Below are 26,473 nucleotides of genomic sequence, written 5' to 3' on the forward strand. Positions count from 1 at the left end.
TTCCCGCGATGACGGACAGGAGTTACCCATGGATTTGAATGCTGAAATCGATCAGCTGTTGCGCGAGTCGCAGACCTGGATCCCGCTGATCATGCAGTACGGCAGCCGCGTATTGCTGGCGCTGGTTACCCTGCTGGTTGGCTGGTGGTTCATCAACAAACTCACCAATCAGGTCAGCAATCTGCTGGCGGCTCGCAAGGCCGACCCGGCGCTGCAGGGCTTCATCGGCAGCCTGGCCAACATCATTCTCAAGGTGCTGCTGGTAATCAGCGTCGCCTCGATGATCGGTGTGGAAACCACCTCGTTCATCGCCGCCATCGGTGCTGCCGGCCTGGCCATCGGCCTGGCACTGCAGGGGAGCCTGGCGAATTTCGCGGGCGGCGTGCTGATCCTGCTGTTCCGCCCCTTCCGCATCGGCGACTGGATCGAGGCTCAGGGCGTGATGGGCACCGTGGACAGCATCCAGATCTTCCACACCGTGCTGCGCACTGGCGACAACAAGACCGTCGTCGTGCCCAACGGTAACCTTTCCAACGGCATCATCACCAACTACAACCGCCAGGCGACCCGCAAGGTGGTATTCGATGTGGGCGTGGATTACGAGGCCGACCTGCAGGGCGCTCGTGAAGTGCTGCTGGAGCTGGCTCAGGACCCGCGCGTCATGCAGGAGCCGGCACCCGTGGTGGTGGTCAGCGCTCTGGGCGACAGCGCCATTACCATGTCTCTGCGCCTGTGGGTGGAAACTGCGAACTACTGGGACGTGATGTTCATGCTCAACGAGCAAGCTCGTGATCGCCTGAAAACCCGGGGTATCGGCATTCCGTTCCCACAGCGGGTGGTGCATGTGGTGCAGGACGCTGCCGTTGGCGAGTGAAGTCGACACCGAGGTCGGCGGCAATGGCCGGCCTCTAGAGTCTATTGACGTTTCAATACGAGCCGCGTTGCCGCTTCCCTTGCGAGGTCCTCTAACACTGCATGGCGAGCTTTCTAGCTCAACCCGCAGGTCCCGGCGCGTGAACGTCAACAGACCCTAATCTGGGCTTAGGCGCGGCTCTGCTGGCGCCACTGCACCACAATCAGCAGCAGCGTGGGTACGCCCATCAGCGCGGTGATCAGGAAGAAATCCGCGTAGCCGAACTTCTCCACCAGTACGCCGGAATAACCGCCGATCAACCGTGGCAGCAGCAGCATGATGGAGCTCAGCAGCGCGTACTGGGTGGCGGAGAACTTCAGGTTGGTCAGGCTCGACAGGTAGGCGACGAACGCCGCCGTGGCCAGGCCGGAGCTGAAGTTGTCCGCCGAGATGGTGAAGATCAGCATTTGCAGGTTGGCGCCCATGCCAGCCAGGGCCATGAACAGTAGGTTGGTGGCCGCCGACGCAGCGCCGCCGATGAACAGGATCGGCATGATGCCAAAGCGCACGATCAGCAACCCGCCGGCACCGGCGCCTACCAGGGTCATGATCAGCCCGAACAGTTTGCTGACGCTGGCAATCTGGTCCTTGGTGAAGCCCTGGTCGATGTAGAAGACGTTGGCCATCACGCCCATGACCGTGTCGGACATGCGGTAGGTGGCGATCAGCCCCAGTAGCAGGAAGGCCTGCCAGCGGTAACGCAGGATGAAGTCGTTGACCGGCGTGAGTACTGGCGCCAGTCCGCGGCGGCCCATGGACGACAAGCACAGGGCAGTCAGGATCGTATAGAGGATGGCGCGCAGGAAGGCGCGGTCTTCGAGCAGCAGGTCCAGCAGCGTGGCTTCGCCGGTCAACAGGCTGGGGAAGTCGGTGTTGTAGAGTTGGGTGAACATCGCCGGCACCGACACCAGCAGCACGATCAGTACCAGCACCGAGAGAATCTGGTGGCTGAAGCCGTACTTGGCGGCAGCCAGCTGGGTTTTTAGGGAAACCTCGGGCTCCTTCATCCATAGGCTGGTCAGCAGGCCCGGCAGCATCAGCAGGGCGAACAGCAGGTAGGTGCCGGCCCAGGCAGCGTGTTGATAAAGGAGAGTGGTCGAGCCCAGACCCTCGGCGACGTAGAGTGCGCCGGCGGTGGCCAGTAGTGCGGCGACCCGGTAGCCGGCCATGTAGCTGGCGGCCAGAGCGGCCTGGCGGGTGTCGTCTACGATTTCCAAGCGATAGGCATCGACGGCGATGTCCTGGGTGGCCGAAGCGAAGGCCACCAGTACGGCCAGAGCGATCAGCCAGGTCAGGTGGGTGTGCGGATCGCACAGCGCCATGCCGGCCAGGCCGACGGCGATGAGGATCTGCGACAGCACCAGCCAGGAGCGTCGCCTGCCGAGCTTGCCGAGCAGTGGCAGTCGCCATTGGTCGAGCAGCGGCGACCACACCCATTTGAAGGCGTAGGCCAGGCCGATCAGGCTGGCGAAGCCGATGGTTTCGCGCGCCACGCCGGCTTCGCGCAGCCACACCGACAGGGTCGAGAACACCAACATGTAAGGCAGGCCGGCGGCAAAGCCCAGCACCAGAAGAACCAGTGTCGAGGGGCTGGAATAGGCGGCGACCGCGTCGCGCCAGCTTTTACGATGCATTGAGGGGGATCGGCCTGGAGGGAGAAAGCATGAACAAGTGGCGCACTCTAGGGGCTAGGGTCGGGTCAGTGCAAGCCGGTTGCGCGTGGCGCCGCGAGTCTCATGCCTCGTGCTCCAGGGGCCGCCAGCCGTGACGTCGGATATCCACCCGACCATTGTGGGATAGCACCCCTTCGACGCGCAATCGGGCACGTTGTTCAACCCCGCTCGGCGAGTCGGCCGCCAGGCTCAGGCGACCGCCGGCGGCGACCACGCGATGCCAGGGCAGGGCGGTGCCGTCAGGCAACTGGCCGAGGGTGCGGCCGACCCATCGCGCCGCACGCCCCAGCCCCGCCAGCGCCGCCAGTTCGCCATAGGGCACCACCTTGCCGGGCGGCACCTGGGCCAGCGCCAGATAAAGGGCATCGCGGCGGGCTTGCTGATCGTCCGGACGAGGGGCGTTGTCACCGGGCTGTAGCGCGGGCATTACAGACTCCTGAGGCCGACGAATAACGGCTCTCGATGAACTCAAGGCATTTCCGTCGGTCATTTCTTGCTCAATTTTCGGGTATGCGGATAATGCCCGATTTCCCGCGAACCGGAGCAGACTCGTCCGCTTATGTTTACTCGTACTCTGTTGTGCCTGGGCCTTAGCGTGGCCGCCACGCCGCTGATGGCCGATACCGTCTGGATGAAGAACGGCGACCGCCTGACCGGGACCATCCGTGTCTTCGACGGCGGCAAATTGATGCTGCAGACCGAATACGGCGGCTCCATCCCGCTGGACTGGAAGCAGGTCGCTACTCTTGAAAGCGACCGCGAACTGCTGATCAAGGAAAACGACGTGACCGGCGAGCGGGCCAAGTCGCTGCAGGCCGCAGAGCCCGGCAAGGTGACGTTGGCCAATGGCGCTGCACCCAAGACCGTCGAGCTGGCCAGCATCAAGCAGATCATGAAGCCCAAGCCGCTGGTGGAAGACTTCCTGTGGAAGGGCAACGTCGACGTGGCCATGGACTACAAGCGCGCCGAGCGCGACACCGATGATTACGATGTCGATCTCAAGACCCAGGCGCGTCATGGCAAGTGGCGTCACAACGCCGAGGTCGATTACAACCGCGAACTCAAGGACGACGTGGTCAGTACCGACAACTGGAGCACCGAGTACGCACTGGACCGCTTTCTGGACGAGAAGTGGTTCTGGCAGGGGCGCCTGGAATACAAGCGCGACAAGATCGAGGATCTGGCCCGTCAGCGTACTGTCGGTACCGGTCCGGGTTACCAGTTCTGGGATAACGAACTCGGCGCCTTCTCCCTGGCTGGCCTGATCAACCGTTCCGACTACGAGTTTGCCAATGGCGAGAAGGATAACTTCTACGCCATCAGTATGAAGTGGGATTACAACCGTTACCTGGTCGGCAAGACCATCGAGCTGTTCAGCAATGGCGAGATTGGCAAGCCGCTGGCCGGCGCTGCCGATTATTCCCTGGATGCCGAAGTGGGCCTGCGCTACAAGGTCACCGACTGGGCGTCGCTGAACATGAAGGCCTCCAAGGATCAGGTCAGTGGCTCGGAAGGCGACAAGGACGAAACCCGTTACACTCTGGGCTTCGGTGTAGGCTGGTAAGCCAAGCGGATGCACAGCAAAAAGCCCCGCCTGGTCAGGCTGTGTGAAAACTACTGCGCTCGGCCATGCGGCGTTAAAAACCGGCTCAAAATGCTCATTTACACCACGTAAACTGCGCTTTTTCGCCGGTTTTTGCCTTGCCTGACCTTCGCTCGCTACGTTTTCACACAGCCTGCTGGTGCGGGGCTTTTTGTTGTCCGGCGTTTGCCGGCTGACGCCTTACAGCCGAACGCCGCCGTCGAGTTCGAGGATGCGCCCGGTGAAGTAGTCGTTCTCCAGCAGGAAGGCGATGGCGTGCGCGATCTCCTGCGGCTTGCCGAGGCGCTTGAGCGGGATCACGTCGGTCATGCGCTGCAGCGCTTCGGGCTTCATGCTGGCGACCATGTCGGTTTCGATGAACCCGGGCGCCACGCCGGACACGCGGATGCCGTAACGGGCGAACTCGCGGGCCCATACCACGGTGTCGGCAGCGACCGCCGCCTTGGCCGCCGAGTAGTTGGCTTGGCCGATATTGCCGGCGCGCGACACCGAGGAAATATTGATGATCGCGCCCTCGTTCTGCAGCTCGATCATCTTCGCCGCCACTTCGCGAGTACACAGGAACACGCCGGTCAGGTTGACGTCGATCACCGACTGCCACTGGGCCAGGCTCATCTTGCTCATCTCGCCGTCTTTGACCTTGATGGTCAGGCCATCGCGCAGGATGCCGGCGTTGTTGACCAGGCCATTGATCGAACCGAAGTCCTCGGCGATCTGCGCCACGGTCTGAGTCACCTGTTCTTCGTTGGCCACGTTGCACAGGTAGGTACGCGCCTGCACGCCGATGGCCCGGCAGGCCGTGGCGGTTTCATCGAGCTTTTCCTGATTCAGGTCGACCAGTGCCAGGCGCACGCCGCGCTCGGCGAGATACTCGGCCATGGCGCGGCCCAGGCCCTGGCCGCCGCCGGTAATGATGATGACTTTGTCTTGGAGTTGCATGCCAATTCCCTTGATTGAGAGTCGAACGGGTCGTACCGGTGCAAGGTGATTCGCTTGTTCGCGCCGGTCGATTGCCATGACGTACCGGCAGCAGCATAGAGTGCGACGAGGCCGGCGCACCAGTGCCTGTAATCGCGATCACCAACATCCTGTAACAGCGCTGCTCTCCTAGCCGAAGCCCCGCGTCGCCTGGCTTGGAACGTGGCGGATACTTGAGAAGTCGAAACTTCAGCTTGAATTAAGCGCAACACCCCATATTTCTCTCCTACTGGAAGGTGTTCTTCCGTCAAGGAAACCGCGATGCGCATTTTCACGTTGTTGTTCCTGCTGTTCCCGATTCTCGAGCTGGCCGTGCTCATCTCGGTGGGCAGTGCTATCGGTGTGCTGCCGACCATTGCCCTGGTGATCCTCACCTCGATCTTCGGCGGCCTGATGCTGCGCATCGCCGGTATCACCACCGCTTGGCGTGCCCGCGAGCGCCTGGCGCGCGGCGAAATGCCGGATCAGGAAGTGCTGCAGGGCCTGATGATGGCAGTCGGTGGTGGCCTGTTGCTGCTGCCGGGGTTCATCAGTGATGTCATCGGCATTTTCTGCCTGCTGCCCTTCACCCGCCGTTGGCTGGTCGAGCGGGTACGTCAACGCGCTGCCGAGCAGGCCGAGCGGCAACGTGCTTTCGCCGACGACATGGCGGCTCGTAATGGCCAGCCCGGCGGTCACAAGCCCAATGTGCTTGAAGGTGAATACGAGCGCCGCGACTGATCCCGCGCGCTGCTCCCGGGCCCCGGTCAGTGTTCACTGACCGGGGCCTTGCTTTTTCAGGTGCCGAGCGTCCGTTGCCTGCGTAAAAAAATTAGCGGCTGCCCTTGAATTGCGTTTGGCCGCCCCTATGTAGCGGACACCGCAAGGTTTTTCAGCGTCAGCTGAAGCAAATTTCGGCGTTGGGTGTTTGCGCAGCGCCATGATCCTGCCGGTGAGAGCACCGGTAATTTCAACAACTATTGGGAGAGATCGACAATGAAGCTTCGTCCTTTGCATGACCGCGTCGTGATCCGTCGCAGCGAAGAAGAAACCAAAACCGCTGGCGGTATCGTGCTGCCGGGCTCGGCCGCCGAGAAGCCGAATCAGGGCGAAATCGTTGCCGTTGGTACTGGCCGTGTTCTGGACAACGGTGAAGTCCGTGCCCTGGCCGTCAAGGTCGGTGACAAAGTGGTGTTCGGCCCGTATTCGGGCAGCAACACCGTCAAGGTCAATGGCGAAGACCTGTTGGTAATGGGCGAGAGCGAAATCCTCGCTGTTATCGAAGCCTGATCGACCGCGAATTTCCGTTTAATCGTCAAGAATTGAGGATCAAATAACATGGCAGCTAAAGACGTAAAATTCGGCGACGCCGCTCGCAAGAAACTGCTCACCGGTGTCAACGTTCTGGCCGATGCAGTCAAAGCCACCCTCGGCCCTAAAGGCCGTAACGTGGTCCTGGAGCGCAGCTTCGGCGCGCCGCTGATCACCAAGGACGGCGTTTCCGTCGCCAAAGAGATCGAGCTCAAGGACAAGATCGAAAACATCGGCGCCCAGCTGGTCAAAGACGTTGCCTCCAAGGCCAACGACGCTGCCGGTGACGGCACCACCACCGCTACCGTTCTGGCTCAAGCCATCGTCACCGAAGGCCTGAAGTCGGTCGCTGCCGGCCTGAACCCGATGGACCTGAAGCGCGGCATCGACAAGGCCACCGCAGCCATCGTCGCCGAGCTGAAGAACCTGTCCAAGCCGTGCACCGACAGCAAAGCCATTGCCCAGGTTGGCACCATCTCCGCCAACTCCGATGACTCCATCGGCAACATCATTGCCGAAGCCATGGAAAAAGTCGGTAAAGAAGGCGTGATCACCGTTGAAGAAGGCTCGGGCCTGGAAAACGAACTGTCCGTCGTAGAAGGCATGCAGTTCGACCGCGGCTACCTGTCGCCGTACTTCATCAACAAGCCGGACACCATGGTTGCCGAGCTGGATAGCCCGCTGCTGCTGCTGGTCGACAAGAAAATCAGCAACATCCGCGAACTGCTGCCGGTTCTGGAAGCCGTTGCCAAGGCTGGCCGTCCGCTGCTGATCGTTGCCGAAGACGTCGAAGGCGAAGCCCTGGCCACTCTGGTGGTCAATAACATGCGTGGCATCGTCAAGGTCGCTGCCGTCAAGGCGCCTGGCTTCGGTGATCGTCGCAAGGCCATGCTGCAGGACATCGCCGTTCTGACCGGCGGTACCGTGATCTCCGAAGAGATCGGCCTGAGCCTGGAAAGCACCACCCTGGAGCACCTGGGTCAAGCCAAGCGTGTAGTCCTGAACAAGGAAAACACCACCATCATCGACGGTGCTGGCCAGCAATCCGACATCGAGTCGCGCGTTGCCCAGATCCGCAAGCAGGTTGAAGAAACCTCTTCGGACTACGACAAAGAGAAGCTGCAAGAGCGTCTGGCCAAGCTGGCCGGCGGTGTTGCCGTGATCAAGGTCGGCGCTGCCACCGAAGTCGAGATGAAAGAGAAGAAAGCCCGCGTTGAAGACGCCCTGCACGCAACCCGCGCAGCCGTCGAAGAAGGCGTGGTACCTGGCGGTGGTGTTGCCCTGGTTCGTGCTCAGTCCGCTCTGGACGGCCTCAAAGGCATCAACCTGGAGCAGGACGCTGGTATCAGCATTCTGCGCCGTGCCATCGAAGCGCCGCTGCGTCAGATCGTCACCAACGCTGGCGACGAAGCGTCCGTGGTTCTGGACAAGGTCAAACAGGGTTCCGGTAACTACGGTTACAACGCTGCCAACGGCGAGTACGGCGACCTGATCGAGTTCGGTATCATCGACCCGGCCAAGGTTACCCGTAGCGCGCTGCAAGCCGCTGCTTCCATCGCTGGCCTGCTGATCACCACCGAGGCGATCGTTGCAGAGCTGCCGGAAGACAAGGCTGCTCCGGCCATGCCGGACATGGGCGGCATGGGCGGCATGGGCGGCATGATGTAAGCCTCCCGGCACCTGGAGCTGTACCGAAAACCCCGCGCCCTGCGCGGGGTTTTTTATTGCGCGCTTTTTTGCACCGCAAGTGTCTAGCTGGCGGGCCAGCGGCAATAGTTGGCTGATGGCGAGACCGCTTTCGGCGCAAAGGGTTTTGACCGTTCGTCTTGTTGCAACCTTTCCGAGCCCATCGTGATCTAGTGTTAGCGGACGCATTGGCCGCACTATCAAGAGGTTGCGATCATGAGCTTAGGCGTAGCCAGAGGTTTGTTTCTTGTTGCTGCATTGAGCGTTTCGGCGTTCGCGGCGGCCTCCTGGTATGAGCCTGGCCCAGGTGTCGTGACCAGCACTCACCGCACCAATTGCCTGAGCCCGAAAATCAAACGGGTTACCCAGGCGTCTCCTGAAGCCAGCCAGAATCTGTTGTTATTGGTGATGGGCCTTTCCCAGGCACGACGCTGATATCCTGCCGATTCGCCTTGCGCCGGATCGCGGAACAGTGAATTTCTTCCGAAGCTGCGAACTCCGATACCCTGAGCGCTCACTCGACGCAAGGGAAGCAGCCGATGTCCATCTACCGTGAACGTGCCGAACGCCTCCGGGCATTGCACCAGCAAGCCGAGCTACTGGTTCTGCCCAACCCCTGGGATGCCGGGTCGGCGAAGATGCTCGCCGCGCTTGGTTTTCACGCTCTGGCTACCACCAGCGCCGGACTGGCCTTTTCCCTGGGCCGCCGCGATGCCGAAGGCGCGGTAAGCCGCGACGAGGCATTGGCCAATGCCCGCGCCATCGTCGAGGCGACTTCGCTGCCGGTGGTCGCCGACTTGGAAAATGGCTATGGCGATTCCCCCGAGGCATGTGCCGCGACCGTGCGGGTGGCTGCGCAGATTGGTCTGGTCGGCGGCTCCATCGAAGATGCCACTGGCCGCGCGGATGAACCCATTTATCCCTTCGAACTCGCCGTGGAGCGCATTCGCGCTGCGGTAGCGGCGGCTCGCGAGCTGGACATTCCCTTCACCCTGACGGCGCGGGCGGAAAACTTCCTGCACAGCCGTGCCGACCTGGACGACACCATTCGCCGCCTGGTGGCATACGCCGAGGCGGGCGCGGACGTGCTCTACGCGCCAGGGCTGACCAGTCGTGAACAGATCAAGGCAGTGGTCGAGGCGGTGGCGCCCAAACCGGTCAACGTGCTGGTCGGCTCGCCGAGCCTGAAACTATCGCTGGACGAGCTGGCGCAACTGGGCGTCAAGCGCGTCAGCCTGGGCTCCAATCTGGCCCGCGCTGCCTATGGCGCCTTTTTGCAGGCAGCCACCGGGCTTGCCGAGCGCGGCGACCTGAGCGGCGCCCGACAGGCGCTGCCGTTCGACACCATCAACGATCTGTTCAAGACCTAGCGTGCGGCAGTTTCTGATCGCGCTGTTGATCTTCGTGGTGGTCGGCGGCCCGCTGGCGCTGTACCGCCAGTGGATCGACGTGCCGCCGCGCTGGAATCCCTGGGCGCCGCTCGACCTGCGCGACACGCCCAACTGGCTGACCGCCTACAAGCTGCGTCGTCTGCAGGGTGACGCCGAGCTATGCCGCACGGTGCTGGATACGTCCGCGCTGCGTTATGTCGCGCTGCCCGACAGCACACCGGCCGCCGACTGCCCGTTGACCAACACGGTGCGCGTGCAGGGCAGTGAGATGCGCCTGAGCAGCAGCTTCATCGCCACTTGCCCGGTAGCTGCGGCCTTCGCCCTGTTCGAGCGCCACGGCCTGCAGCCGGCAGCCGAGCAGCGCTTCGGCCAGCGTGTGGTGCAGGTCGACCACGTTGGCAGCTTCGCCTGCCGCACCATCGCTGGTAGTCAGCGGCGCAGCCAGCACGCCTCGGCCAATGCCCTGGATATCGTCGGCTTTCGCCTGGCCGATGGCCGGCGCATCAGCGTGCTGCGCGATTGGCCGGGCGAGGATGACAAGTCGCTGTTCCTGCGCCAGGTGCAGCAGGCGGCGTGCTCCAGTTTCAACACTACCCTGGGTCCGGACTACAACGCCGCGCACCGCGATCATTTCCACTTGGATATGGGCGGTTTTCGCATGTGCCGTTGAGTTCAGCGAGCCAGGCGTTTCTGTAGGGTCAGATGCCCCATCAGCAGCTCCCAGGGCGCCAGGGATTCTTCCAGCAGCGGATTGCTCGAGGCGTTCTCGGCATTGCCAGACGGCGCCAGCAGATTCTGTTGCGACGCCAGTTCTTCGAGGGGCAGGGCGGCGCCCACGTCTTTCAGCGAGCAGGTGAACTGGCGCTGCATCATCACATCTTCCAAGGTGCGCATGCCCTGCAGGGGCGCTTCATCGGCGGGCGTTGCCGTTGGTGTGGGCGTGACCAGTGCTGGCGCCGAGTGCTGGGCTATGGCGCTTTCCATCTCGCGCAGCACGCTGTGCAGAATCTGGTCGTACAGCGCCGCGCTGGCGGCTGATGGAGTACCTGCTTTCTGGGCGGCGATCCCGGTATCACCGGGAATACGGGATATGACTTCGAACATCGAACAGCGGGCTCTGGCAAACTAGCGCTTTCCTGGGTATCGGCTGCTGTCGGCCCGAATTGAGGCCGCGGCTGCTTAAAAGCTGCCGCATCTGAGTTGATGGACGATCCGCAATGAGTGAACTACAGCCCGACGTGCGCATTCGCATGGAGGCCCTGGCGCCGCATCTGCAAGCCGGCGCGCAGCAATGGGCGCAGCGTCTGGGCTTGCCGCTCGAAGGCGAGGCCGGTTATGCGTTGCAACTGGGCGAGGCTGGCTTGCAGCTGGTCGAGCTCGGCCCGCAGGCGCCGGGGCCGGTGCGGGTGGATTTCGTTGAGGGCGCGGTGGCGCACCGTCGCCAGTTCGGCGGCGGCGCCGGGCAGATGATCGCCAAGGCGGTCGGCATCGCCCAGGGCATTCGCCCGCGGGTGCTGGATGCCACGGCAGGGCTGGGCCGCGATGCCTTCGTGTTGGCCAGCCTGGGTTGCCAGGTCGACCTGATCGAGCGCCAGCCGCTGGTCGGTGCGCTGCTCGAGGAGGGCCTGCAGCGGGCGGCAGCGGACGCAGAGGTGGCAGATATCGTCGCGCGTATGCGCCTGCTGCAGGGTAACGCCATCGAGCTGATGGCCGGCTGGCAGGGCGAGGCGCCGCAAGTGATCTACCTCGACCCGATGTTTCCTCACCGCGACAAGAGCGCTCTGGTGAAAAAGGAGATGCGCCTGTTCCGTCCCTTCGTCGGCGATGATCTGGATGCTCCGGCACTGCTCGAGGCGGCGCTCAAACTCGCCAGCCACCGCGTGGTGGTCAAGCGCCCGCGCAAGGCGCCGGTCATCGAGGGCGCTAAGCCGGGTTATGCGCTGGAGGGCAAGTCCAGCCGCTACGACATCTACCCATTGAAGAAGCTCACGCCTTAAAGGCTTGCTCACGATCTTTCGGCTCGGCTTCAGCGCTTGACCGCCAAGTGGCGGGAGCTGACGTTTGCGTAAACGTGTAGGAGGGGCTTCAGCCCCGAGCTCTTTTCACCCATCTAAAGCTCGGGGCTAAAGCCCCTCCTACAAAAGCAGCGGCGCCCCGATGTCCGCTTCCGCCTTGTTACCGCCTCATCAATGTCGCCCGAAGAGACCGTGAAGAGGTTCTTCAACGAACCGCTCTACGGTCGTGATCCAACCTGAACGTTTTTGGCGGGCCTCACCTCAGATTTTGAACGGATGCACGAGACATCCACGCAAACCGAGGTAGCCCATGAGCGAGACCATCACAGCCGGCGCCGAGCGCCGGACGATTTCCCTGTCGTTGAACGGCAGCCCCACCCAGGTCGAGGTGTACCCGTGGATCACGGCTCTCGATCTGCTTCGTGAACAGCTCGACCTGTTCGGCACCAAGAAAGGTTGCGATCACGGCCAATGCGGCGCCTGCACGGTGCTGGTGGACGGGCGGCGGGTCAACGCCTGCCTGACTCTGGCGGTCATGCTCGACGGTCGTGAACTGACCACCATCGAGGGTCTGGCCACGGGCGACGAGCTCCACCCCATGCAGCGTGCCTTCGTCAAACATGACGCTTTCCAGTGCGGCTATTGCACGCCGGGGCAGATCTGCTCGGCGGTCGGCCTGGCCAACGAAGGGCGGGTCGGCGACGCCGCCGACATTCGTGAGCGTATGAGTGGAAACCTGTGCCGCTGCGGCGCCTACAGCAACATCCTGGCGGCCATCGAAGAGGCACTGCCCGAGAGCGAACAGGCGGTGCGCCCATGACGCCCTTCGCCTACAGCAAGCCCGAGGCCATCGACGAAGCGGTGAGCCTGGCCGGGCCCGACAGCCTGTTCATCGCCGGCGGCACCAACCTGGTCGACCTGATGAAGGAAAACCTGGTGCGGCCCAAGCGCCTCATTGACATCAACGCGTTGCCGCTGCGTGACGTGACCGCCACCGCCGAGGGCGGCCTGCGCATCGGCGCTCTGGTCGGCAACGCCGAGCTGGCCTGGCACCCGGAAGTCGAGCGGCGTTATCCGCTGCTCGCCCAGGCGCTGCTCTCCGGTGCGTCGCCCCAGGTGCGCAACATGGCCAGCGCCGGTGGCAACCTGCTGCAACGTACCCGCTGCCATTACTTCTACGATGCCCAGGTGCCGTGCAACAAGCGTGAGCCGGGGAGCGGCTGCCCGGCTCGTGAAGGGCTGAACCGCAACCATGCGCTGTTCGGCGCCAGCGAGCATTGCGTAGCGGTGCACCCGTCGGACTTCTGCGTGGCCCTGGCCGCCCTGGATGCCGAGGTGATCATCACCGGCCCGCAAGGCGAGCGCCGCGTAGCCATGAGCGACTTTCACCGCTTGCCGGGCGATACCCCGCAGCGCGACACGGTGCTGGAGCCGGGCGAACTGATCCTTGCCATCGAGCTGCCGGCCGAGGATTTCGCCAGCCATCACGCCTACCTCAAGTTGCGTGACCGTGCTTCGTTCGCGTTCGCCCTGGTGTCGGTGGCCGCAGCGCTGCAACTGGATGAAAACGGCCAGATCCGCCAGGCCCGCATCGCCTTGGGTGGTGTCGCCCACAAACCGTGGCGGCGAGCGGACGTGGAGGCCAGCCTGGTTGGCCAAGTCGCCACGCCGGAGCATTTCGAGGCTGCCGCCGAGCTGCTGCTCAAGGATGCCCAGCCGCTGGCCCACAACGCTTTCAAGGTCGAACTGGCGCGGCGCGCCGTGGTTCGCGCCCTGTCTACCGCCGCAGAAGGAGCCCGCCCATGAACGCGCGAACCCTCGGCCAACCCCTGGATCGTGTCGACGGCCCGCTGAAAGTCAGCGGCCAGGCACGTTATGCCGCCGAGCATCCGGCCGATGGCCTGCTGCATGGCAGCGTGATCTGCAGTGTGATCGCCCGCGGCCGCATCACCGCCATCGACGACTCGGAGGCCCTGGCTCTGCCTGGCGTCAAGCTGGTGCTCAGCCACCTTAATCGTCCGCCCATGGCCCAGGACGACGAGAGTTACGAGGATGACGACGCCGCCGACGGCTCGCCCTTTCGCCCGCTGTTCAACGCGCGTATCCGCTACAGCGGCCAGCCGGTGGCGCTGGTGGTCGCCGATACCCTGGAGCTGGCCCGCCATGCCGGCTCCCTGGTGCGCATCAGCTACGAACAGCAGCCCCATGCCACCGACCTGCGCGAAGCCCTCAGCGAGGCTCACGCCGCGCCGGCCGAACTGCCCAAGCCCCGTGGCGACGCCGATGGGGTGATCGCTGGCGCGCCGCTGCGCCTGGAGCTGGAATACGAACTGCCGTGCGAGTATCACCACCCGATGGAGCCCCATGCATCGACGGTAGTCTACCAGGCCAATGGCAGCCTGCTGGTGCACGACAAGACCCAGGGGCCGCAGAACAGCCAGCGGTATCTGGCCGATGTGCTCAAGCTCGACCCTAGCCGCGTGCGCATCAAATCTTCCTTCGTAGGTGGCGCCTTCGGTTCCGGCCTGCGCCCGCAGTACCAGTTGCCGCTGGCCGCCATGGCGGCATTGAAGCTCAAGCAATCGGTGCGCGTGACCCTGACCCGCCAGCAGATGTTCACCTTCGGCTATCGCCCGCGGGCGGTGCAGCACCTGCAGCTCGGCGCCGACGCAAGTGGCAAGCTGCAGGGTCTGGTGCACGAGGTGATCGCCCAGACCTCACGCTTCGAAGACTTCACCGAGCACGTCGCCGAATGGTCGGGGATGCTCTACCACTGCGATCACGTGCGCCTGGCTTATCGGCTGGCGCCGCTGGATGTCTACACGCCGCTGGACATGCGTGCGCCGGGCGCTGCGACCGGGCTGTACGCCTTGGAGTCGGCGATGGACGAGCTGGCCTGGGCAGCGGGTGTCGACCCAGTGCAGCTGCGCCTGACCAACTACGCCGAAACCAACCAGAACGAGGGCAAACCCTATTCCAGCAAGGAGCTGCGCGCCTGCTACCAGCAGGGCGCCGAGGCTTTTGGCTGGAGCAAGCGCAGCCCGCAACCGCGGGGCATGCGCGAGGGTAATCAACTGATCGGTTACGGCATGGCCAGCGGCGTATGGGAAGCCATGCAGATGCCGGCCAGCGCCCGCGCCAGCTTCACGGCGGACGGTCGCCTGATAGTTGCCAGTGCCACCTGCGACATCGGCCCGGGCACCGCCACGGTGATGACCCAGATCGCCGCCTACGTATTGGGCATGGATCCCTCCCAGGTGGAGTTTCGCCTCGGCGATTCCAGCCTGCCCAAGGCGCCGCTGCAGGGCGGCTCGTTCACCGTGTCGTCAGTGGGCAGTGCGGTGCGCGAGGCCTGCCTGGCCCTGGCCGACAAACTCTGCGAGGCGGCGCGACAGTGGCCCGAAGCGCCGTTCAATGATGGGGCGGCGCTGCGTTTCAGCGCAGGCCGCGTGCAGCAGGGCGAGGATGCCAGCCGTACGGTCGAGCTGAGTGCGCTGCTCGCTCGCCACGGCAGCTTGGAGGCCGAGGTGCAGGCGCAGCCCGGCAAGCAGCGCGAGCGCTACGCCAGTGCCAGCCACTCGGCGGTGTTCGTCGAGGTGCAGGTGGACGAAGCGCTGGGTACGGTGCGTGTCACCCGGGTGGTCAGCGCCATCGCTGCCGGCCGGGTGATCAACCCGAAAACCGCGCGCAGCCAGATTCTCGGTGGCGTGGTGTGGGGCATCGGCATGGCCTTGCACGAGGAGGCGATGATCGACCATGACCTTGGGCGCTGCATGAACCACAACCTCGCCGACTACCATGTGCCGGTGCACGCCGATATCGGTGATATCGAGGTGATCTTCGTCGAGGAGAACGACAGTATCATCAACCCGCTGGGCTCCAAGGGCGTAGGTGAGATCGGTATCGTCGGGGTTGCTGCGGCGGTTGCCAACGCGATCTATCACGCTACCGGCAAGCGCATCCGCCAGTTGCCCATCACCCTCGACAAGCTGCTTTGACGGTTGCCGATGACGGGTTCGCCGATGCGAGCCCGTCATCGCTCTGTCTCGGTTCGTTGCGTATCACCAACCAGATCCCCAACCCCGAAATAGCCGTACCCAGGCCCATCAGCCAGGATAGCGGCTCGCCGAACATCGCCCAGGCCCACACCAGGGTCAGCGCCGGGCTCAGGTACAACACGCTGGCCACCCGTGTGGGTGACGAGCGCTTCAGGCACAGCCAGTACAAGCTGTAGCCGCCTATGGTGGAAGCACTCGTCCACAGCACGCTCAGGGCGAAGCCGCCTGAGGGCACCGGCATCAGGCTGCCGTCCATGACGGCCAGCAGTGCGAACGGCACGCAGCAGATGCAGCATTGCAACCACAGGTTGCCGAGCAGGTCGAGGGACGCCGCGGCCTTGGTGCGTTTCTGCCACAAGGTGGCAATCGCCAGCGACAGCATGCCCAGCAGTGGCAAGCCATAGACCCACAACGGGGCATCGCCCCAGGCCAGCGCATCCGAGGTGACCAGCACCACGCCCGTCAAGCCGATGAGCAGACCCAGCCAGGTTTGCCAGCCTAGGGGCTGGCGCAGCACCAGCACGCTGAGCAGAGCAACACCGATAGGCAGCAGGTCGGCCAGCAGGGCGGCGAGCCCGGCCGGCACGCCCAGGGCGATGCCCTGAACCACGCCAGCGAGGTAACCGCCCATCGCCAGCAGACCGATACCGGCATGGCGCAGCAGCGTGGCAGGCGACGCATGCCGCAGGCGCGGCAATGCCCAGGGCGCCAGCAGCAACACGAACAGCAGGCTGCGCCAGAACACCACCAGCATGGCTGGTGCATGGTCGATGGAGAAGCGCGCGCCGATAAAGCCCGAACTCCAGATCACCACCAGCGTCGCTTCGAGCACCAGCAGCGGAATGGCGATGGGCCAGAGGCGAGCGGTATGGGTAACGGACATGAGGGATGACCGGATAGAGGATGTAGGTGCAGGCTACGAAAGCGAGGTAATCTAATAAATCAAAATGTATTGAATCAGTAGTTCGGAGTTTATGAATCATGAGCGCCGTGCTCGACATCGAACTGATCCGCACCTTTCACGCCGTGGCGCGCAGCGGGCGCTTCAAGGCTGCTGCCGAACAGCTGCACAAGAGCCCTGCGGCGATCAGCGTGCATATCCAGCGCTTGGAGACGGTCGCCGGTGGCCGGCTGTTCGACCGCGACAATCAGTCGGTGGCGCTGACGGTGTTGGGCAAGCGGCTGCTGCGCTCGACCAGCGAATTGCTCAGCACCCATGATCGGGTACTCGCCGAGTTGCACGGCCCGCGACTGGTCGGGCGCATCCGTCTGGGGATACCCGACGAATACGCCGCCCATGTGATCCGCGACATCCTGCCGATCTTCGCTGCGGCCTGGCCCAACGTGGTATTGGAGGTGAAGACCGCGCCCAGTTATACGCTGCGTGAGCAGGTGCAGGCCGGCAAGCTGCACGGCGCAGTGCTCACCCTGCCGCTGGGGCAGCGTGAGCACTGCGCCCAGGTGCTGGTCGCCACCACGCCGGTGTGGGTCGCCGCGGCGTCCCGTCCGCAGCCGGCAAAGGGCATCATCCCGCTGGCCATTCATGCGGCTGACTGCCCGTACCGCAGCCTGATGCTGGAGTCGCTTAAAGCGGCCGGCTATAGCTGGCGGGTAGTGCTCGACAGCCCGTCCAGCCAGGCCATCAGGGCCTGCGTCGAGTCGGGGCTGGCGATCACCCTGATGGATCGCGCAAAGATGAGCAGTCTCATGCGCATCGTCGAGGAGCTGCCCCAGGCCGCCGAGCACGAGGTGATGTTCCTGCGCTCGGCCCAGGCACAGCACGACGAGGCCCTGGAGCTATTGGCCCAGGCCATTCATCAGCACTTTCGCCTTTGATCAGCGGTGCTTGGTGCTCGAGCGCAGCTTGTAGCGTTCGCCCGGGTGAAGCAGGCGTACATAGCTGATCAGGTGCTCGTTCGACCAGGTGCGGCGGATCATCGACAGACAGGCGGCGCCCGGTGCGATGTCCAGCCATTCGGCAGTACGGGCGTCGGCGTGCACGGCCTCGACCACATGCTCCACGTCGCTGATCGGGCAACTGGCGACCAGCACTTCATTGGGGGTGTGCCTGGAGAAGTCGCTGCTCAGGTAATGGGGCACCCAGCGCGGATTGACGAAGCGATCCTCGAGCTGGATCGGCACGCCGTCTTCCAGGTGCACGAGGATGCTGTGAAATACCTCGGCGCCGATGCGCAGGCCCAGGCGCAACGCCACCTCGTCATCGGCGGCCAGCGCTTCGCTGCGCAGGATGCGGTTGGAATAGGTATGGCCGCGGGCACGCACTTCGGCGGCGATGTTCATCACCTCGTGCAGTGAAGACTCGGATTTGCGGTCGGTGACGAAGGTGCCCAGGCCCGCCTGGCGAATCAGGTAACCCTGTTGCACCAGGTTGTTGATGGCCTTGTTGGCGGTCATCCGGCTGACCGAGAAATCCCTGGCCAGCTGCTCTTCGGGTGGAATCTGGTGATGTAACGGGTAGTCACCGTTGCCGATGCGCTCGAGCAGAAAATCCTCGATGGCCTTGTAGCGCGGGGTGGAACTGGTCACGGCAACTCCTTGGTAATGCCCGGTGCGCGGATGATACATCAGCCATACAACTGATCTCGTAGGAGCCCCGCCTCGGGGCGAAAGCGGTCGTAGCCACTCAGCAAGACCTGCGGCATAACTACCATTCGCCGCGAAGCGTGGCTCCTACAAAACGTAGCGCGGCTCAGTCTATCGACGGCAACATGCCGGCCGGCAGCAACGGCGTCAGCACCCGTTCGGCCAGCAGCTCGTCAGCGGCGGCGATGTCCGGGGCAAAGAAGCGGTCCTCGACGTAGTACGGCACCTGGGCACGCAGGGTCTGGCGCGCCTGCTCCAGCACCGGGGTACTTTTCAGCCCCTCACGGAAGTCCAGGCCCTGGCAGGCGCCCAGCCATTCCACGGCGAGGATGCCACGGGTGTTGGCGGCCATGTCCCAGAGGCGCTTGCCGGCAGCCGGGGCCATGGATACGTGGTCCTCCTGGTTGGCCGAGGTGGGCAGGCTGTCGACACTGTGCGGGTGGGCCAGGGCCTTGTTCTCGCTGGCCAGCGCTGCCGCCGTCACCTGGGCGATCATAAAGCCGGAGTTCACCCCGCCATTGGCCACCAGGAACGGCGGCAACTGCGACATATGCTTGTCCATCATCAGCGAGATGCGCCGCTCGGACAGCGCGCCGATTTCGGCGATGGCCAGGGCGAGGTTGTCGGCAGCCATGGCCACCGGCTCGGCGTGGAAGTTGCCACCGGAAATCACCTCGCCTTCGGCGGCGAATACCAGCGGGTTGTCGGATACCGCGTTGGCTTCCACTGCCAGTACCTCGGCGGCCTGGCGCAACTGGGTCAGGCAGGCGCCCATGACCTGGGGCTGGCAGCGCAACGAGTAGGGGTCCTGCACCTTGTCGCAGGCGGCGTGGGAGCGGCCGATCTCGCTGCTGTCACCCAGCAGGTGACGGAAGGCCGCCGCCGCGTCGATCTGCCCGCGCTGGCCGCGGGCGGCATGGATGCGCGCATCGAAAGGCGAGCGCGAACCGAGCAGCGCCTCGACGCTCAGCGCGCCGCAGACGCTGGCGGCGGCGTACAGGTCTTCACCCTCGAACAGGCCGCGCAGGGCGTAGGCAGTGGACACCTGGGTGCCGTTGAGCAGGGCCAGGCCCTCCTTGGCGGCCAGGGTCATCGGCTCCAGGCCGGCGATGGCCAGCGCCTCGCTGGCCGGCAACCACTGGCCCTGGTGCCGCGCCTGGCTTTCGCCGAGCAGCACCAATGACATATGCGCCAGCGGCGCCAGGTCACCGGAGGCACCGACCGAGCCTTTCAGCGGGATATGCGGATAAACCTCGGCGTTGACCAGGGCGATCAGCGCCTCGATCACCTGGCGGCGAATGCCGGAAAAGCCGCGCGCCAGGCTGTTGATCTTCAGCAGCATGATCAGCCGCACCATGGCATCGCTCAGCGGCTCGCCGATGCCGGCGGCATGGGACAGCACCAGAGAACGCTGCAGCTTTTCCAGATCGTCGTTGGCGATGCGGGTCGAGGCCAACAGGCCGAAGCCGGTGTTGATGCCGTAGGCGGTGCGGCCCTCGGCGATGATCTGGTTGACGCAGGCGACGCTGGCTTCGATGGCCTGGTGGGCGCTGGCGTCCAGGGTCAGGTGCACGGGGGCCTGGTAGGCAGCGCGTAGATCGGCCAGGGTCAGTTGGCCAGGTTTCAGGTTCAGGGTGGTCATGTTCTGTTCTTCCACGGTTGAGTTCGCGTCTGGCGAATCAGAGCCGAATAACGGCTGAAGTCGCGATACGTGCAGTGATTGATGCGCCGGCCCAACGGGCCGGCGTCGAACTTGTCTTAACCGATCATCGGCAGATTCAGGCCCTGCTCCTTGGCGCAATCGATGGCGATCTGGTAACCGGCATCGGCATGACGCATCACGCCGGTACCCGGGTCGTTGGTCAGTACGCGGGCAATGCGCGCGGCGGCTTCATCGGTGCCATCACAGACGATGACCATACCCGAATGCTGGGAGAAACCCATGCCCACGCCGCCGCCGTGGTGCAGCGACACCCAGGTGGCGCCGCTGGCGGTGTTGAGCAGGGCGTTGAGCAGCGGCCAGTCGGACACGGCATCGGAGCCATCCTGCATCGCTTCGGTCTCGCGGTTGGGGCTGGACACCGAGCCGCTGTCCAGGTGGTCGCGTCCGATCACCACCGGCGCGCTCAGCTCACCGGATCGCACCATTTCGTTGAAGGCCAGGCCGAGCTTGGCACGCAGACCCAGGCCGACCCAGCAGATACGCGCCGGCAGGCCCTGGAAGGCGATGCGCTCGCGGGCCATGTCCAGCCAACGGTGCAGGTGAGCATCGTCGGGGATCAGTTCCTTGACCTTGGCGTCGGTCTTGTAGATGTCCTCGGGGTTGCCGGACAGCGCCGCCCAACGGAACGGGCCGATACCGCGGCAGAACAGCGGGCGGATGTAGGCCGGGACGAAGCCGGGGAAATCGAAGGCGTTGCTGACGCCCTCTTCCTTGGCCATCTGGCGGATGTTGTTGCCGTAGTCGAAGGTCGGCACGCCCATCTTCTGGAAGTCGAGCATGGCCTGGACATGCACCGCCATGGATTGCTTGGCGGCCTTGACCACGCCAGCCGGGTCAGTGGCTGCGCGATCCTTGTATTCGGCCCAGCTCCAGCCGATCGGCAGGTAGCCGTTGAGCGGATCGTGAGCGCTGGTCTGGTCGGTGACCATGTCCGGGCGTACGCCACGCTTGACCAGTTCCGGCAGGATCTCGGCGGCGTTGCCCAACAGCGCGATGGAGATGGACTTGCCTTCAGCGGTGTATTTGGCGATACGCGCCAGGGCGTCGTCCAGATCGGTGGCCTGCTCGTCGACGTAACGGCTGCGCAGGCGGAAATCGATGCTGGTCTGCTGGCATTCGATGTTCAGCGAGCAGGCGCCGGCCAGGGTGGCGGCCAGCGGCTGGGCGCCGCCCATGCCGCCCAGGCCCGCGGTCAGCACCCAGCGGCCCTTGAGGTCACCGCCGTAATGCTGGCGACCGGCTTCGACGAAGGTCTCGTAGGTGCCCTGAACGATGCCCTGGCTGCCGATGTAGATCCAGCTGCCAGCGGTCATCTGGCCGTACATGGCCAGGCCCTTGGCATCCAGCTCGTTGAAATGCTCCCAGCTCGCCCAGTGCGGCACCAGATTGGAGTTGGCGATCAGCACGCGCGGGGCGCCCGCGTGGGTCTTGAACACGCCGACCGGCTTGCCGGATTGCACCAGCAGGGTCTCGTCGTCATCTAGATTGGTCAGGCTCTCGACGATCTTGTCGTAGCACTCCCAGTTGCGCGCGGCGCGGCCGATGCCGCCATAGACCACCAGCTCCTTAGGGTTCTCGGCCACGTCTGGGTCGAGGTTGTTCATCAGCATGCGCAGCGGCGCTTCGGTCAGCCAGCTCTTGGCGGTCAGCGTGGTGCCACGCGGGGCGCGGATTTCGGTATCGCGGAACTTGGTCATGTTGCGTGCTCCTGTGGGAACGGGTCAGTGATGGGCGGTCAGAGCCAACCCAGAAATTGCGCGAGGTAAGCCAGCGGAATGGCCAGCAGCAGACTGAGCAGGGTGCGCTGCAGCCAGATCAGCAGCAGGTGGCCCAGGCTCAGCGGAATCCGCGTGGCCAGCACGCAGGGAATCGAGGCGGAGAGAAACAGCACGCTGCTGACCGAAACGATGGCGGTGACGAACTTCACCAGCATGTCGGCGTCCTTGAGCAGCATCGCCGGCAGGAACATCTCGGCCAGGCCGGCGGACAGGGCGCGGGCGACCTGCATGGGTTCGTCCAGGCCGAACAGCCAGGTCAGTGGGTAAAGCAGCACGCCGAGGGCGTCGAACAAGGGCGTGTACTTGGCAGCCAGCAGCCCGAGCAGGCCGACGGCGAGAATGCTCGGCAGGATGGCGGCGGTCATGCGCAGGCCATCGACGAAGGTTTCACGCAGCGCCGAGCCCAGCGACGGCGCCACGCTGGCCTGCTGCATACCGGCGAGCCAGGCGCTGCGCAGGCGGCTCTCACCGGGTTGCAGCTGCGCCTCAGGCGTGGACTCGGACGGCAGGCGCGACAGCGGGTAGATGCGTGCGCTGATCGCAGTGACGGCGAAGGTCACCGCCATGGCGCCCCAGAAATACAGGTTCCACTGGCCCATCAGGCCCAGGGTCTTGGCGATGATCACCATGAACGGTGCCGACACGGTGGAGAAGCCGGTGGCGATGATCGCCGCCTCGCGCACGCTGTAATGGCCCTGCTGGTACATGCGGTCGGTGATCAACAGGCCCACCGAGTAGCTGCCGACGAAGGATGCCACGGCGTCGATGGCCGACTTGCCCGGCGTGCGCCAGATCGGCCGCATCACTGGCTGCATCAGCACGCCGATCAGCTCCAGCAGGCCGAAGCCGATCAGAAATACCAGGGCCAGCGAACCCAGCGGCACGATCAGCGCCAGGCTAAGCACCAGCTTCTCGAACAGGAATGGCAGCATGTCCGGCTGGTACAAAGCCTGCGGGCCGAGCTGCAACAGGTAGGCGGCGCCGATCAGCAGCCCGAACACCTTGAGCACACTGAAGACGCTGTGGGTCAGGCTGCGCCGCCAACTGCCGTCGAGCCAGGGCGCCAGGGCGCCGTAGAGCATGAACAGCAGCGCCACGCTGATCACCAGTGGCCGCGCATGCAATTGCAGAGTGCTGGCCGCGTGGTCGAGGAGGATGGTCGAACGCCCGGCGATCTCGAACGGCACGAAGAACAGCAGCAGGCCGATCAGGCTGTAACCCAGCAGGCGCGCCTGGGCGCGTGGGCGCGATACGCCGCCGCTGAAGGACAGGGACTCAGACATGACGCGGCTCCTGGCCGCGGCGGGCGGTGATGAACATCGGGGTTTCCTCGTAATTGTTGTTGTGCGGGAAAGCGTCGGGCTCAGAGGCTGAGCAGATGAATCAGGTGCGCCGCTACCTTGGCGGTACGGTTGTCGATGTCGTATTCCGGGTTGATCTCAGCCAGGTCGGCCAGGCGCAGCTTGCCGCTGGCCTTGAGCCGTTCGAGCAGCGGCTCCAGCAGTTCAAGGCGCACGCCACGGGCGGCTGGCGCGCTGACGCCCGGCGCTTCGCAGGCCGGCAGCACGTCGATATCGATGGTCAGGTAGAGCGCATCGCACTCGGCTGCGAAGGCGTCCAGCTCGGCGCCGATGGCATCGAGGGTCGACTCGCGAATCTCATGATCCTCGCGCACTAGCACGTTCAGCTCGGCGGCACGGGCAAACAGCGCGCGGGTGTTGCTGGCACGGCTGACGCCCAGGCAGGCATAGCGGAACGGCCAGCCACGCGCGGCGCACTGCTCGGCGATCTGCGCGAAGGGCGTGCCGGAGGAATGCACATGGGCCGGGTCGCGCAGGTCGAAATGGGCGTCGAAATTGACGATGCCGATTTTTGGGGCTGGGTTGCCAGACAGGTGCTCGGCCAGACCCGACCAGCTACCGAACGCCACTTCGTGACCGCCGCCGATCACCAGCGGCAGATGGCCGGCGTCCAGCAGTGCGCAGACGTTTTGGCCAAGGCGCGCCTGGGCAGCTTCCAGGTCGCTGTCCTCGCAGGTCACGTCACCGGCGTCATAGGCAGGCGCCTGGCGGTGCCAGGCCAGGTTGGCCAGGGCCTTGCGCACGCTTTGCGGCGCAGCGGCGGCGCCGGCACGGCCATGGTTGCGGCGCACACCTTCGTCGCAGGCGAAGCCGAGCAGGGCCAGGCCAGGCTGGCTGTTTTCTGCCAGCGCCTGGATGCGCTGGTGCCAGCGCGCGCTGTCGGTTTCCGGATCGGTACGGCCGCTCCAGGCGGGCATCGAGTGACGATCAGCGAGCATAGGTCACGACTCCATTGAACACGCGCTGGCGCAGACGCCCGGCCTGAACCGCGTAGGCCAGTTCGGCCGGTTGCTGGATATCCCACAGGCACAGATCCGCGGGTGCGCCGACGGCGATGCGGCCGAGATCTGGCAGACCGAGGGCGCGGGCGCCGTGGGCGGTCATGCCGGCCAGGGCTTCGCGCGGGGTGAGGCGAAACAGGGTGCAGGCCAGGTTGGCCATCAGCGTTGGCATGCAGATCGGCGAGGTGCCGGGGTTGGCATCGCTGGCCACCGCCATCGGCACGCCGTACTGGCGCAGCAGGTCGATGGGCGGCAACTGGGTTTCGCGCAGCACATGGAAGGCGCCGGGCAGCAACACGGCGACGGTGCCGGCCTCGGCCATGGCGCGCACACCGGGCTCATCCAGGTATTCGATATGGTCGGCGGACAGCGCGCCGTAGCGTGCGGCCAGGGCACTGCCGCCCAAGTTGGACAGTTGCTCGGCATGGGCCTTGATCGCCAGGCCGTGGGCCTGGGCTGCCTGATAGATGCGTTCGCACTGCGCCGGGGAAAAGCCGATGCCCTCGCAGAACACATCCACTGCATCGGCCAGCCCTTCACGGGCAGCGGCCGGAATCATCTCGTCGCAGACCAGGCTCACATAGTCGTCGGCGCGCCCGGCATATTCCGGCGGCAGGGCATGGGCGCCGAGCAGCGTGGTGAGCACCCGCACCGGGCGTAGCTCACCGAGGCGACGGGCCACACGCAGCATCTTCAGCTCGTCGGCAACGGTCAGGCCGTAGCCGGACTTGATCTCCAGCGTGGTCACGCCATCGGCCAGCAGCGCATCGAGACGCGGCAGGCTGGCGGCGATCAGCTCGTCTTCGCTGGCGGCACGGGTAGCGCGCACGCTGCTGAGGATGCCGCCGCCGTTGCGGGCGATGGTTTCGTAGCTGACGCCTTCCAGGCGCTGCTCGAATTCACCCGCGCGGTCACCGGCGTACACCAGATGGGTGTGGCAATCGACCAGTCCCGGAGTCATCACGCCGCCGCTTGCTGCTTGCTCGGCGTCGCCAGCCAGACGCATATCGAACTCGCTTTCCGACCACAGGCCCGCCACACGATCGTTCTCGATCAGAACGGCCATCGGCTCGGGGAGCTGTTCGAGGCCGTCGAACAGCGTGACGTTGCGCCAGAGCAGGCGGGTGGACTGAGAAGAAACCATGTAGATCGTCCTTTCTTGTAATGTATATACAATTAAGCGAAAGGTACGGTCTGGTCAAGAGCCAGGCGATCAATTGCGCTGTCGATGAGGTGCTATGAGATGGCTATGTGTATACATATTGGTTGGGCATGACTGCACAAGCGCGGTAATGCGATCAGCGGCTGGCTTAAAGAATCAGGTGCGATCCTTGGGATAGCGCTTGCTGACGGAAAAGACCGGCAGCCAGGTTTCGCGCCGGCTCGTCCAGCATTCGTAGGTGGGCTGCAGCTGATCAGGCGCGTCGAGGGCGCCCAAGTGGATCTCGATTCATCGCCGCTGCGGGCGAATACCGATGAGCCGCAACGTGGGCAAAAGTGACGCCCGGCGTAGCTATGGGTTTCGCCACTGATCGTCACGGCGCGCAGGGCAAAGATCGCGGCGGCGTAGAACAGCGCGCCGTGGTGCTTACGGCAGTCGAGACAATGGCAAATACCGACTCGGTCAGGCTGGCCTCTGGCCTCGAAACGTACCTCGCCGCACAGGCAGCCGCCGCTGAATCGTTCCATGCCACACCTCCTGTTGAGTCATGGCAGAAACCCTAGCAGTAGGCGAACGCTTGACGGCTCAGGGACGATAGGCGCGCAGGAAGAGCTCGACGGTAGCACGAGCATGTTGCTCCTGCTGTGCCTCGGTTTCCGGCTCGCCGCAGCCAATCAGCAGGCGAAAGTTGGCGCAGCCCTTGAGCAGGGAGAAGAACTGATCGGCGGCGAGCTTCGGCGATTCGATACGCAACTGGCCGCTCTGGTCCATCTTGCCCAGCAGGCGCTCCATCTCGGCGAGCAAGCGCTGCGGCCCGGCCTCGTAGAAGATTTTCGCCAGTTGCGGGTCCTGGGCGCCCAGGCTGGTCATCAGGCGATGCAAGTCGACGGACTCGCTGCTGTTGAGTAGTTGGACGAAGCCACGGGCAATATTCAGCAGCACGTTGTGGGCGGTCGCTCCAGCGGGAAATTCGAAGAACAGCTCGGGTAATTGCTCCTCGCACCGGGCCTTCACCGCCGCGCAGAACAGCGTCTCCTTGTCGTTGAAGTGGCTGTACACCGTGAGCTTGGAAACCCCGGCGTGGGCGGCGATGGCATCCATGCTGCTGCCAGCGTAACCGTGGCGCAGAAACAGGCACTTGGCTGCCTCGAGAATGGCTTCGCGCTTGGCGGGATCCTTGGGTCGGCCGGGGCCGCTGGACTGTAATGAAGTGTCTGACATCGGGCGATTTTAATAC

The 26,473-nt window shown here is 64.4% G+C and carries 24 protein-coding genes and 1 pseudogene; 12 read left to right on the top strand and 13 right to left on the bottom strand.

Annotated elements, in window-relative coordinates; genetic code table 11:
- Positions 1-28: 28 nt before the first annotated feature.
- A complete protein-coding gene (locus tag PVA39_RS05305) occupies positions 29-874 on the top strand; it encodes a mechanosensitive ion channel family protein (RefSeq protein WP_274123108.1) in 846 nt (281 codons plus the stop codon).
- 167 nt (positions 875-1,041) lie between these two features.
- Here PVA39_RS05305 and PVA39_RS05310 read toward each other — a convergent pair whose 3' ends face one another.
- A complete protein-coding gene (locus PVA39_RS05310) occupies positions 1,042-2,547 on the bottom strand; it encodes an AmpG family muropeptide MFS transporter (RefSeq protein ID WP_274123109.1) in 1,506 nt (501 codons plus the stop codon).
- A gap of 100 nt (positions 2,548-2,647) precedes the next feature.
- Entirely contained in the window at positions 2,648-3,013 is a 366-nt protein-coding gene (locus tag PVA39_RS05315) for an MGMT family protein (protein ID WP_274123110.1), read from the bottom strand.
- Between the two features lie 132 nt (positions 3,014-3,145).
- Between PVA39_RS05315 and PVA39_RS05320 the strand changes: the two genes are divergently transcribed.
- Complete coding sequence (locus PVA39_RS05320) at positions 3,146-4,150, top strand: DUF481 domain-containing protein (protein ID WP_274123111.1); 1,005 nt, start codon at positions 3,146-3,148, stop codon at positions 4,148-4,150.
- Between the two features lie 219 nt (positions 4,151-4,369).
- Here the strand turns inward: PVA39_RS05320 and PVA39_RS05325 are convergent, their stop codons facing one another.
- On the bottom strand, positions 4,370-5,128 hold the full coding sequence (locus PVA39_RS05325; protein WP_274123112.1) for an SDR family oxidoreductase: 759 nt from the start codon (positions 5,126-5,128) through the stop codon (positions 4,370-4,372).
- Positions 5,129-5,428: 300 nt separating this feature from the next.
- Here PVA39_RS05325 and PVA39_RS05330 point away from each other — a divergent pair, with 300 nt between their 5' ends.
- The 5 genes from PVA39_RS05330 to PVA39_RS05350 all read left to right on the top strand — a co-directional run bounded on the left by PVA39_RS05330 (position 5,429) and on the right by PVA39_RS05350 (position 10,204).
- Entirely contained in the window at positions 5,429-5,887 is a 459-nt protein-coding gene (locus PVA39_RS05330) for an FxsA family protein (RefSeq protein WP_093504072.1), read from the top strand.
- Positions 5,888-6,142: 255 nt separating this feature from the next.
- Positions 6,143-6,436, top strand: a complete 294-nt coding sequence (locus PVA39_RS05335) for a co-chaperone GroES (RefSeq protein ID WP_093504070.1) — start codon at positions 6,143-6,145, stop codon at positions 6,434-6,436.
- 48 nt (positions 6,437-6,484) lie between these two features.
- A complete protein-coding gene (gene groL / locus PVA39_RS05340; protein WP_093504068.1) occupies positions 6,485-8,125 on the top strand; it encodes a chaperonin GroEL in 1,641 nt (546 codons plus the stop codon).
- 557 nt (positions 8,126-8,682) lie between these two features.
- On the top strand, positions 8,683-9,513 hold the full coding sequence (locus PVA39_RS05345) for an isocitrate lyase/PEP mutase family protein (protein WP_274123113.1): 831 nt from the start codon (positions 8,683-8,685) through the stop codon (positions 9,511-9,513).
- 1 nt (position 9,514) lies between these two features.
- Entirely contained in the window at positions 9,515-10,204 is a 690-nt protein-coding gene (locus tag PVA39_RS05350; RefSeq protein WP_274123114.1) for an extensin-like domain-containing protein, read from the top strand.
- A 2-nt stretch (positions 10,205-10,206) separates the two neighbouring features.
- Here the strand turns inward: PVA39_RS05350 and PVA39_RS05355 are convergent, their stop codons facing one another.
- Positions 10,207-10,638 carry a hypothetical protein gene (locus tag PVA39_RS05355; RefSeq protein ID WP_274123115.1) on the bottom strand — a complete coding sequence of 144 codons (432 nt, stop codon included), beginning with the start codon at positions 10,636-10,638 and terminating at the stop codon, positions 10,207-10,209.
- Between the two features lie 146 nt (positions 10,639-10,784).
- Here PVA39_RS05355 and PVA39_RS05360 point away from each other — a divergent pair, with 146 nt between their 5' ends.
- The 4 genes from PVA39_RS05360 (at position 10,785) to PVA39_RS05375 (ending at position 15,547) form a co-directional block, all read left to right on the top strand.
- Positions 10,785-11,531, top strand: coding sequence for a class I SAM-dependent methyltransferase (locus PVA39_RS05360; RefSeq protein WP_443200942.1), 747 nt, complete (start codon positions 10,785-10,787; stop codon positions 11,529-11,531).
- Between the two features lie 328 nt (positions 11,532-11,859).
- Positions 11,860-12,369 carry a (2Fe-2S)-binding protein gene (locus PVA39_RS05365; RefSeq protein ID WP_274123117.1) on the top strand — a complete coding sequence of 170 codons (510 nt, stop codon included), beginning with the start codon at positions 11,860-11,862 and terminating at the stop codon, positions 12,367-12,369.
- Positions 12,366-13,355, top strand: a complete 990-nt coding sequence (locus PVA39_RS05370) for an FAD binding domain-containing protein (RefSeq protein WP_274123118.1) — start codon at positions 12,366-12,368, stop codon at positions 13,353-13,355. The genes PVA39_RS05365 and PVA39_RS05370 overlap by 4 nt, the downstream gene beginning before the upstream one ends.
- A complete protein-coding gene (locus PVA39_RS05375; RefSeq protein ID WP_274123119.1) occupies positions 13,352-15,547 on the top strand; it encodes a xanthine dehydrogenase family protein molybdopterin-binding subunit in 2,196 nt (731 codons plus the stop codon). Before PVA39_RS05370 ends, PVA39_RS05375 begins: the two co-directional genes overlap by 4 nt.
- Here the strand turns inward: PVA39_RS05375 and PVA39_RS05380 are convergent.
- Positions 15,525-16,490 carry a DMT family transporter gene (locus PVA39_RS05380; RefSeq protein WP_274123120.1) on the bottom strand — a complete coding sequence of 322 codons (966 nt, stop codon included), beginning with the start codon at positions 16,488-16,490 and terminating at the stop codon, positions 15,525-15,527. The genes PVA39_RS05375 and PVA39_RS05380 overlap by 23 nt on opposite strands.
- A 98-nt stretch (positions 16,491-16,588) precedes the next feature.
- Between PVA39_RS05380 and PVA39_RS05385 the strand changes: the two genes are divergently transcribed.
- Positions 16,589-17,443, top strand: a complete 855-nt coding sequence (locus tag PVA39_RS05385) for a LysR family transcriptional regulator (protein ID WP_274123121.1) — start codon at positions 16,589-16,591, stop codon at positions 17,441-17,443.
- Here PVA39_RS05385 and hutC read toward each other — a convergent pair whose 3' ends face one another.
- The 8 genes and pseudogenes from hutC to PVA39_RS05425 form a co-directional block, all read right to left on the bottom strand.
- The gene (hutC, locus tag PVA39_RS05390) at positions 17,444-18,154 is read right to left on the bottom strand and encodes a histidine utilization repressor (protein WP_274123122.1); all 711 of its coding nucleotides are present in this window, start codon (positions 18,152-18,154) and stop codon (positions 17,444-17,446) included.
- Between the two features lie 163 nt (positions 18,155-18,317).
- The gene (gene hutH / locus PVA39_RS05395) at positions 18,318-19,853 is read right to left on the bottom strand and encodes a histidine ammonia-lyase (RefSeq protein WP_274123123.1); all 1,536 of its coding nucleotides are present in this window, start codon (positions 19,851-19,853) and stop codon (positions 18,318-18,320) included.
- A gap of 116 nt (positions 19,854-19,969) precedes the next feature.
- Positions 19,970-21,631 (bottom strand): urocanate hydratase, encoded by a 1,662-nt coding sequence (gene hutU, locus PVA39_RS05400; protein ID WP_274123124.1) that lies wholly within the window; start codon positions 21,629-21,631, stop codon positions 19,970-19,972.
- Positions 21,632-21,669: 38 nt separating this feature from the next.
- Complete coding sequence (locus tag PVA39_RS05405; protein WP_274123125.1) at positions 21,670-22,995, bottom strand: YjiH family protein; 1,326 nt, start codon at positions 22,993-22,995, stop codon at positions 21,670-21,672.
- Positions 22,996-23,075: 80 nt separating this feature from the next.
- A complete protein-coding gene (gene hutG / locus PVA39_RS05410; RefSeq protein ID WP_274123126.1) occupies positions 23,076-24,011 on the bottom strand; it encodes a formimidoylglutamase in 936 nt (311 codons plus the stop codon).
- Positions 24,001-25,218, bottom strand: a complete 1,218-nt coding sequence (gene hutI, locus PVA39_RS05415) for an imidazolonepropionase (protein ID WP_274123127.1) — start codon at positions 25,216-25,218, stop codon at positions 24,001-24,003. The genes hutG and hutI overlap by 11 nt, the downstream gene beginning before the upstream one ends.
- A 174-nt stretch (positions 25,219-25,392) precedes the next feature.
- Positions 25,393-25,763 (bottom strand): annotated as a pseudogene (locus PVA39_RS05420) (GFA family protein).
- Positions 25,764-25,821: 58 nt separating this feature from the next.
- Positions 25,822-26,457 (bottom strand): TetR/AcrR family transcriptional regulator, encoded by a 636-nt coding sequence (locus PVA39_RS05425; protein WP_093504034.1) that lies wholly within the window; start codon positions 26,455-26,457, stop codon positions 25,822-25,824.
- Positions 26,458-26,473 lie beyond the last annotated feature (16 nt).

It is taken from the genome of Pseudomonas sp. CNPSo 3701, assembly GCF_028674975.1.
GTDB lineage: Bacteria > Pseudomonadota > Gammaproteobacteria > Pseudomonadales > Pseudomonadaceae > Aquipseudomonas > Aquipseudomonas straminea.

Bases quoted from the DNA above. Each gene is read 5' to 3' on its own strand.
- PVA39_RS05305 (WP_274123108.1), top strand. From the start codon at position 29: ATGGATTTGAATGCTGAAATCGATCAGCTGTTGCGCGAGTCGCAGACC.
- PVA39_RS05310 (WP_274123109.1), bottom strand. From the start codon at position 2,547: ATGCATCGTAAAAGCTGGCGCGACGCGGTCGCCGCCTATTCCAGCCCC.
- PVA39_RS05315 (WP_274123110.1), bottom strand. From the start codon at position 3,013: ATGCCCGCGCTACAGCCCGGTGACAACGCCCCTCGTCCGGACGATCAG.
- PVA39_RS05320 (WP_274123111.1), top strand. From the start codon at position 3,146: ATGTTTACTCGTACTCTGTTGTGCCTGGGCCTTAGCGTGGCCGCCACG.
- PVA39_RS05325 (WP_274123112.1), bottom strand. From the start codon at position 5,128: ATGCAACTCCAAGACAAAGTCATCATCATTACCGGCGGCGGCCAGGGC.
- PVA39_RS05330 (WP_093504072.1), top strand. From the start codon at position 5,429: ATGCGCATTTTCACGTTGTTGTTCCTGCTGTTCCCGATTCTCGAGCTG.
- PVA39_RS05335 (WP_093504070.1), top strand. From the start codon at position 6,143: ATGAAGCTTCGTCCTTTGCATGACCGCGTCGTGATCCGTCGCAGCGAA.
- groL (WP_093504068.1), top strand. From the start codon at position 6,485: ATGGCAGCTAAAGACGTAAAATTCGGCGACGCCGCTCGCAAGAAACTG.
- PVA39_RS05345 (WP_274123113.1), top strand. From the start codon at position 8,683: ATGTCCATCTACCGTGAACGTGCCGAACGCCTCCGGGCATTGCACCAG.
- PVA39_RS05355 (WP_274123115.1), bottom strand. From the start codon at position 10,638: ATGTTCGAAGTCATATCCCGTATTCCCGGTGATACCGGGATCGCCGCC.
- PVA39_RS05360 (WP_443200942.1), top strand. From the start codon at position 10,785: ATGGAGGCCCTGGCGCCGCATCTGCAAGCCGGCGCGCAGCAATGGGCG.
- PVA39_RS05365 (WP_274123117.1), top strand. From the start codon at position 11,860: ATGAGCGAGACCATCACAGCCGGCGCCGAGCGCCGGACGATTTCCCTG.
- PVA39_RS05370 (WP_274123118.1), top strand. From the start codon at position 12,366: ATGACGCCCTTCGCCTACAGCAAGCCCGAGGCCATCGACGAAGCGGTG.
- PVA39_RS05375 (WP_274123119.1), top strand. From the start codon at position 13,352: ATGAACGCGCGAACCCTCGGCCAACCCCTGGATCGTGTCGACGGCCCG.
- PVA39_RS05380 (WP_274123120.1), bottom strand. From the start codon at position 16,490: ATGTCCGTTACCCATACCGCTCGCCTCTGGCCCATCGCCATTCCGCTG.
- PVA39_RS05385 (WP_274123121.1), top strand. From the start codon at position 16,589: ATGAGCGCCGTGCTCGACATCGAACTGATCCGCACCTTTCACGCCGTG.
- hutH (WP_274123123.1), bottom strand. From the start codon at position 19,853: ATGACCACCCTGAACCTGAAACCTGGCCAACTGACCCTGGCCGATCTA.
- hutU (WP_274123124.1), bottom strand. From the start codon at position 21,631: ATGACCAAGTTCCGCGATACCGAAATCCGCGCCCCGCGTGGCACCACG.
- PVA39_RS05405 (WP_274123125.1), bottom strand. From the start codon at position 22,995: ATGTCTGAGTCCCTGTCCTTCAGCGGCGGCGTATCGCGCCCACGCGCC.
- hutG (WP_274123126.1), bottom strand. From the start codon at position 24,011: ATGCTCGCTGATCGTCACTCGATGCCCGCCTGGAGCGGCCGTACCGAT.
- hutI (WP_274123127.1), bottom strand. From the start codon at position 25,218: ATGGTTTCTTCTCAGTCCACCCGCCTGCTCTGGCGCAACGTCACGCTG.
- PVA39_RS05425 (WP_093504034.1), bottom strand. From the start codon at position 26,457: ATGTCAGACACTTCATTACAGTCCAGCGGCCCCGGCCGACCCAAGGAT.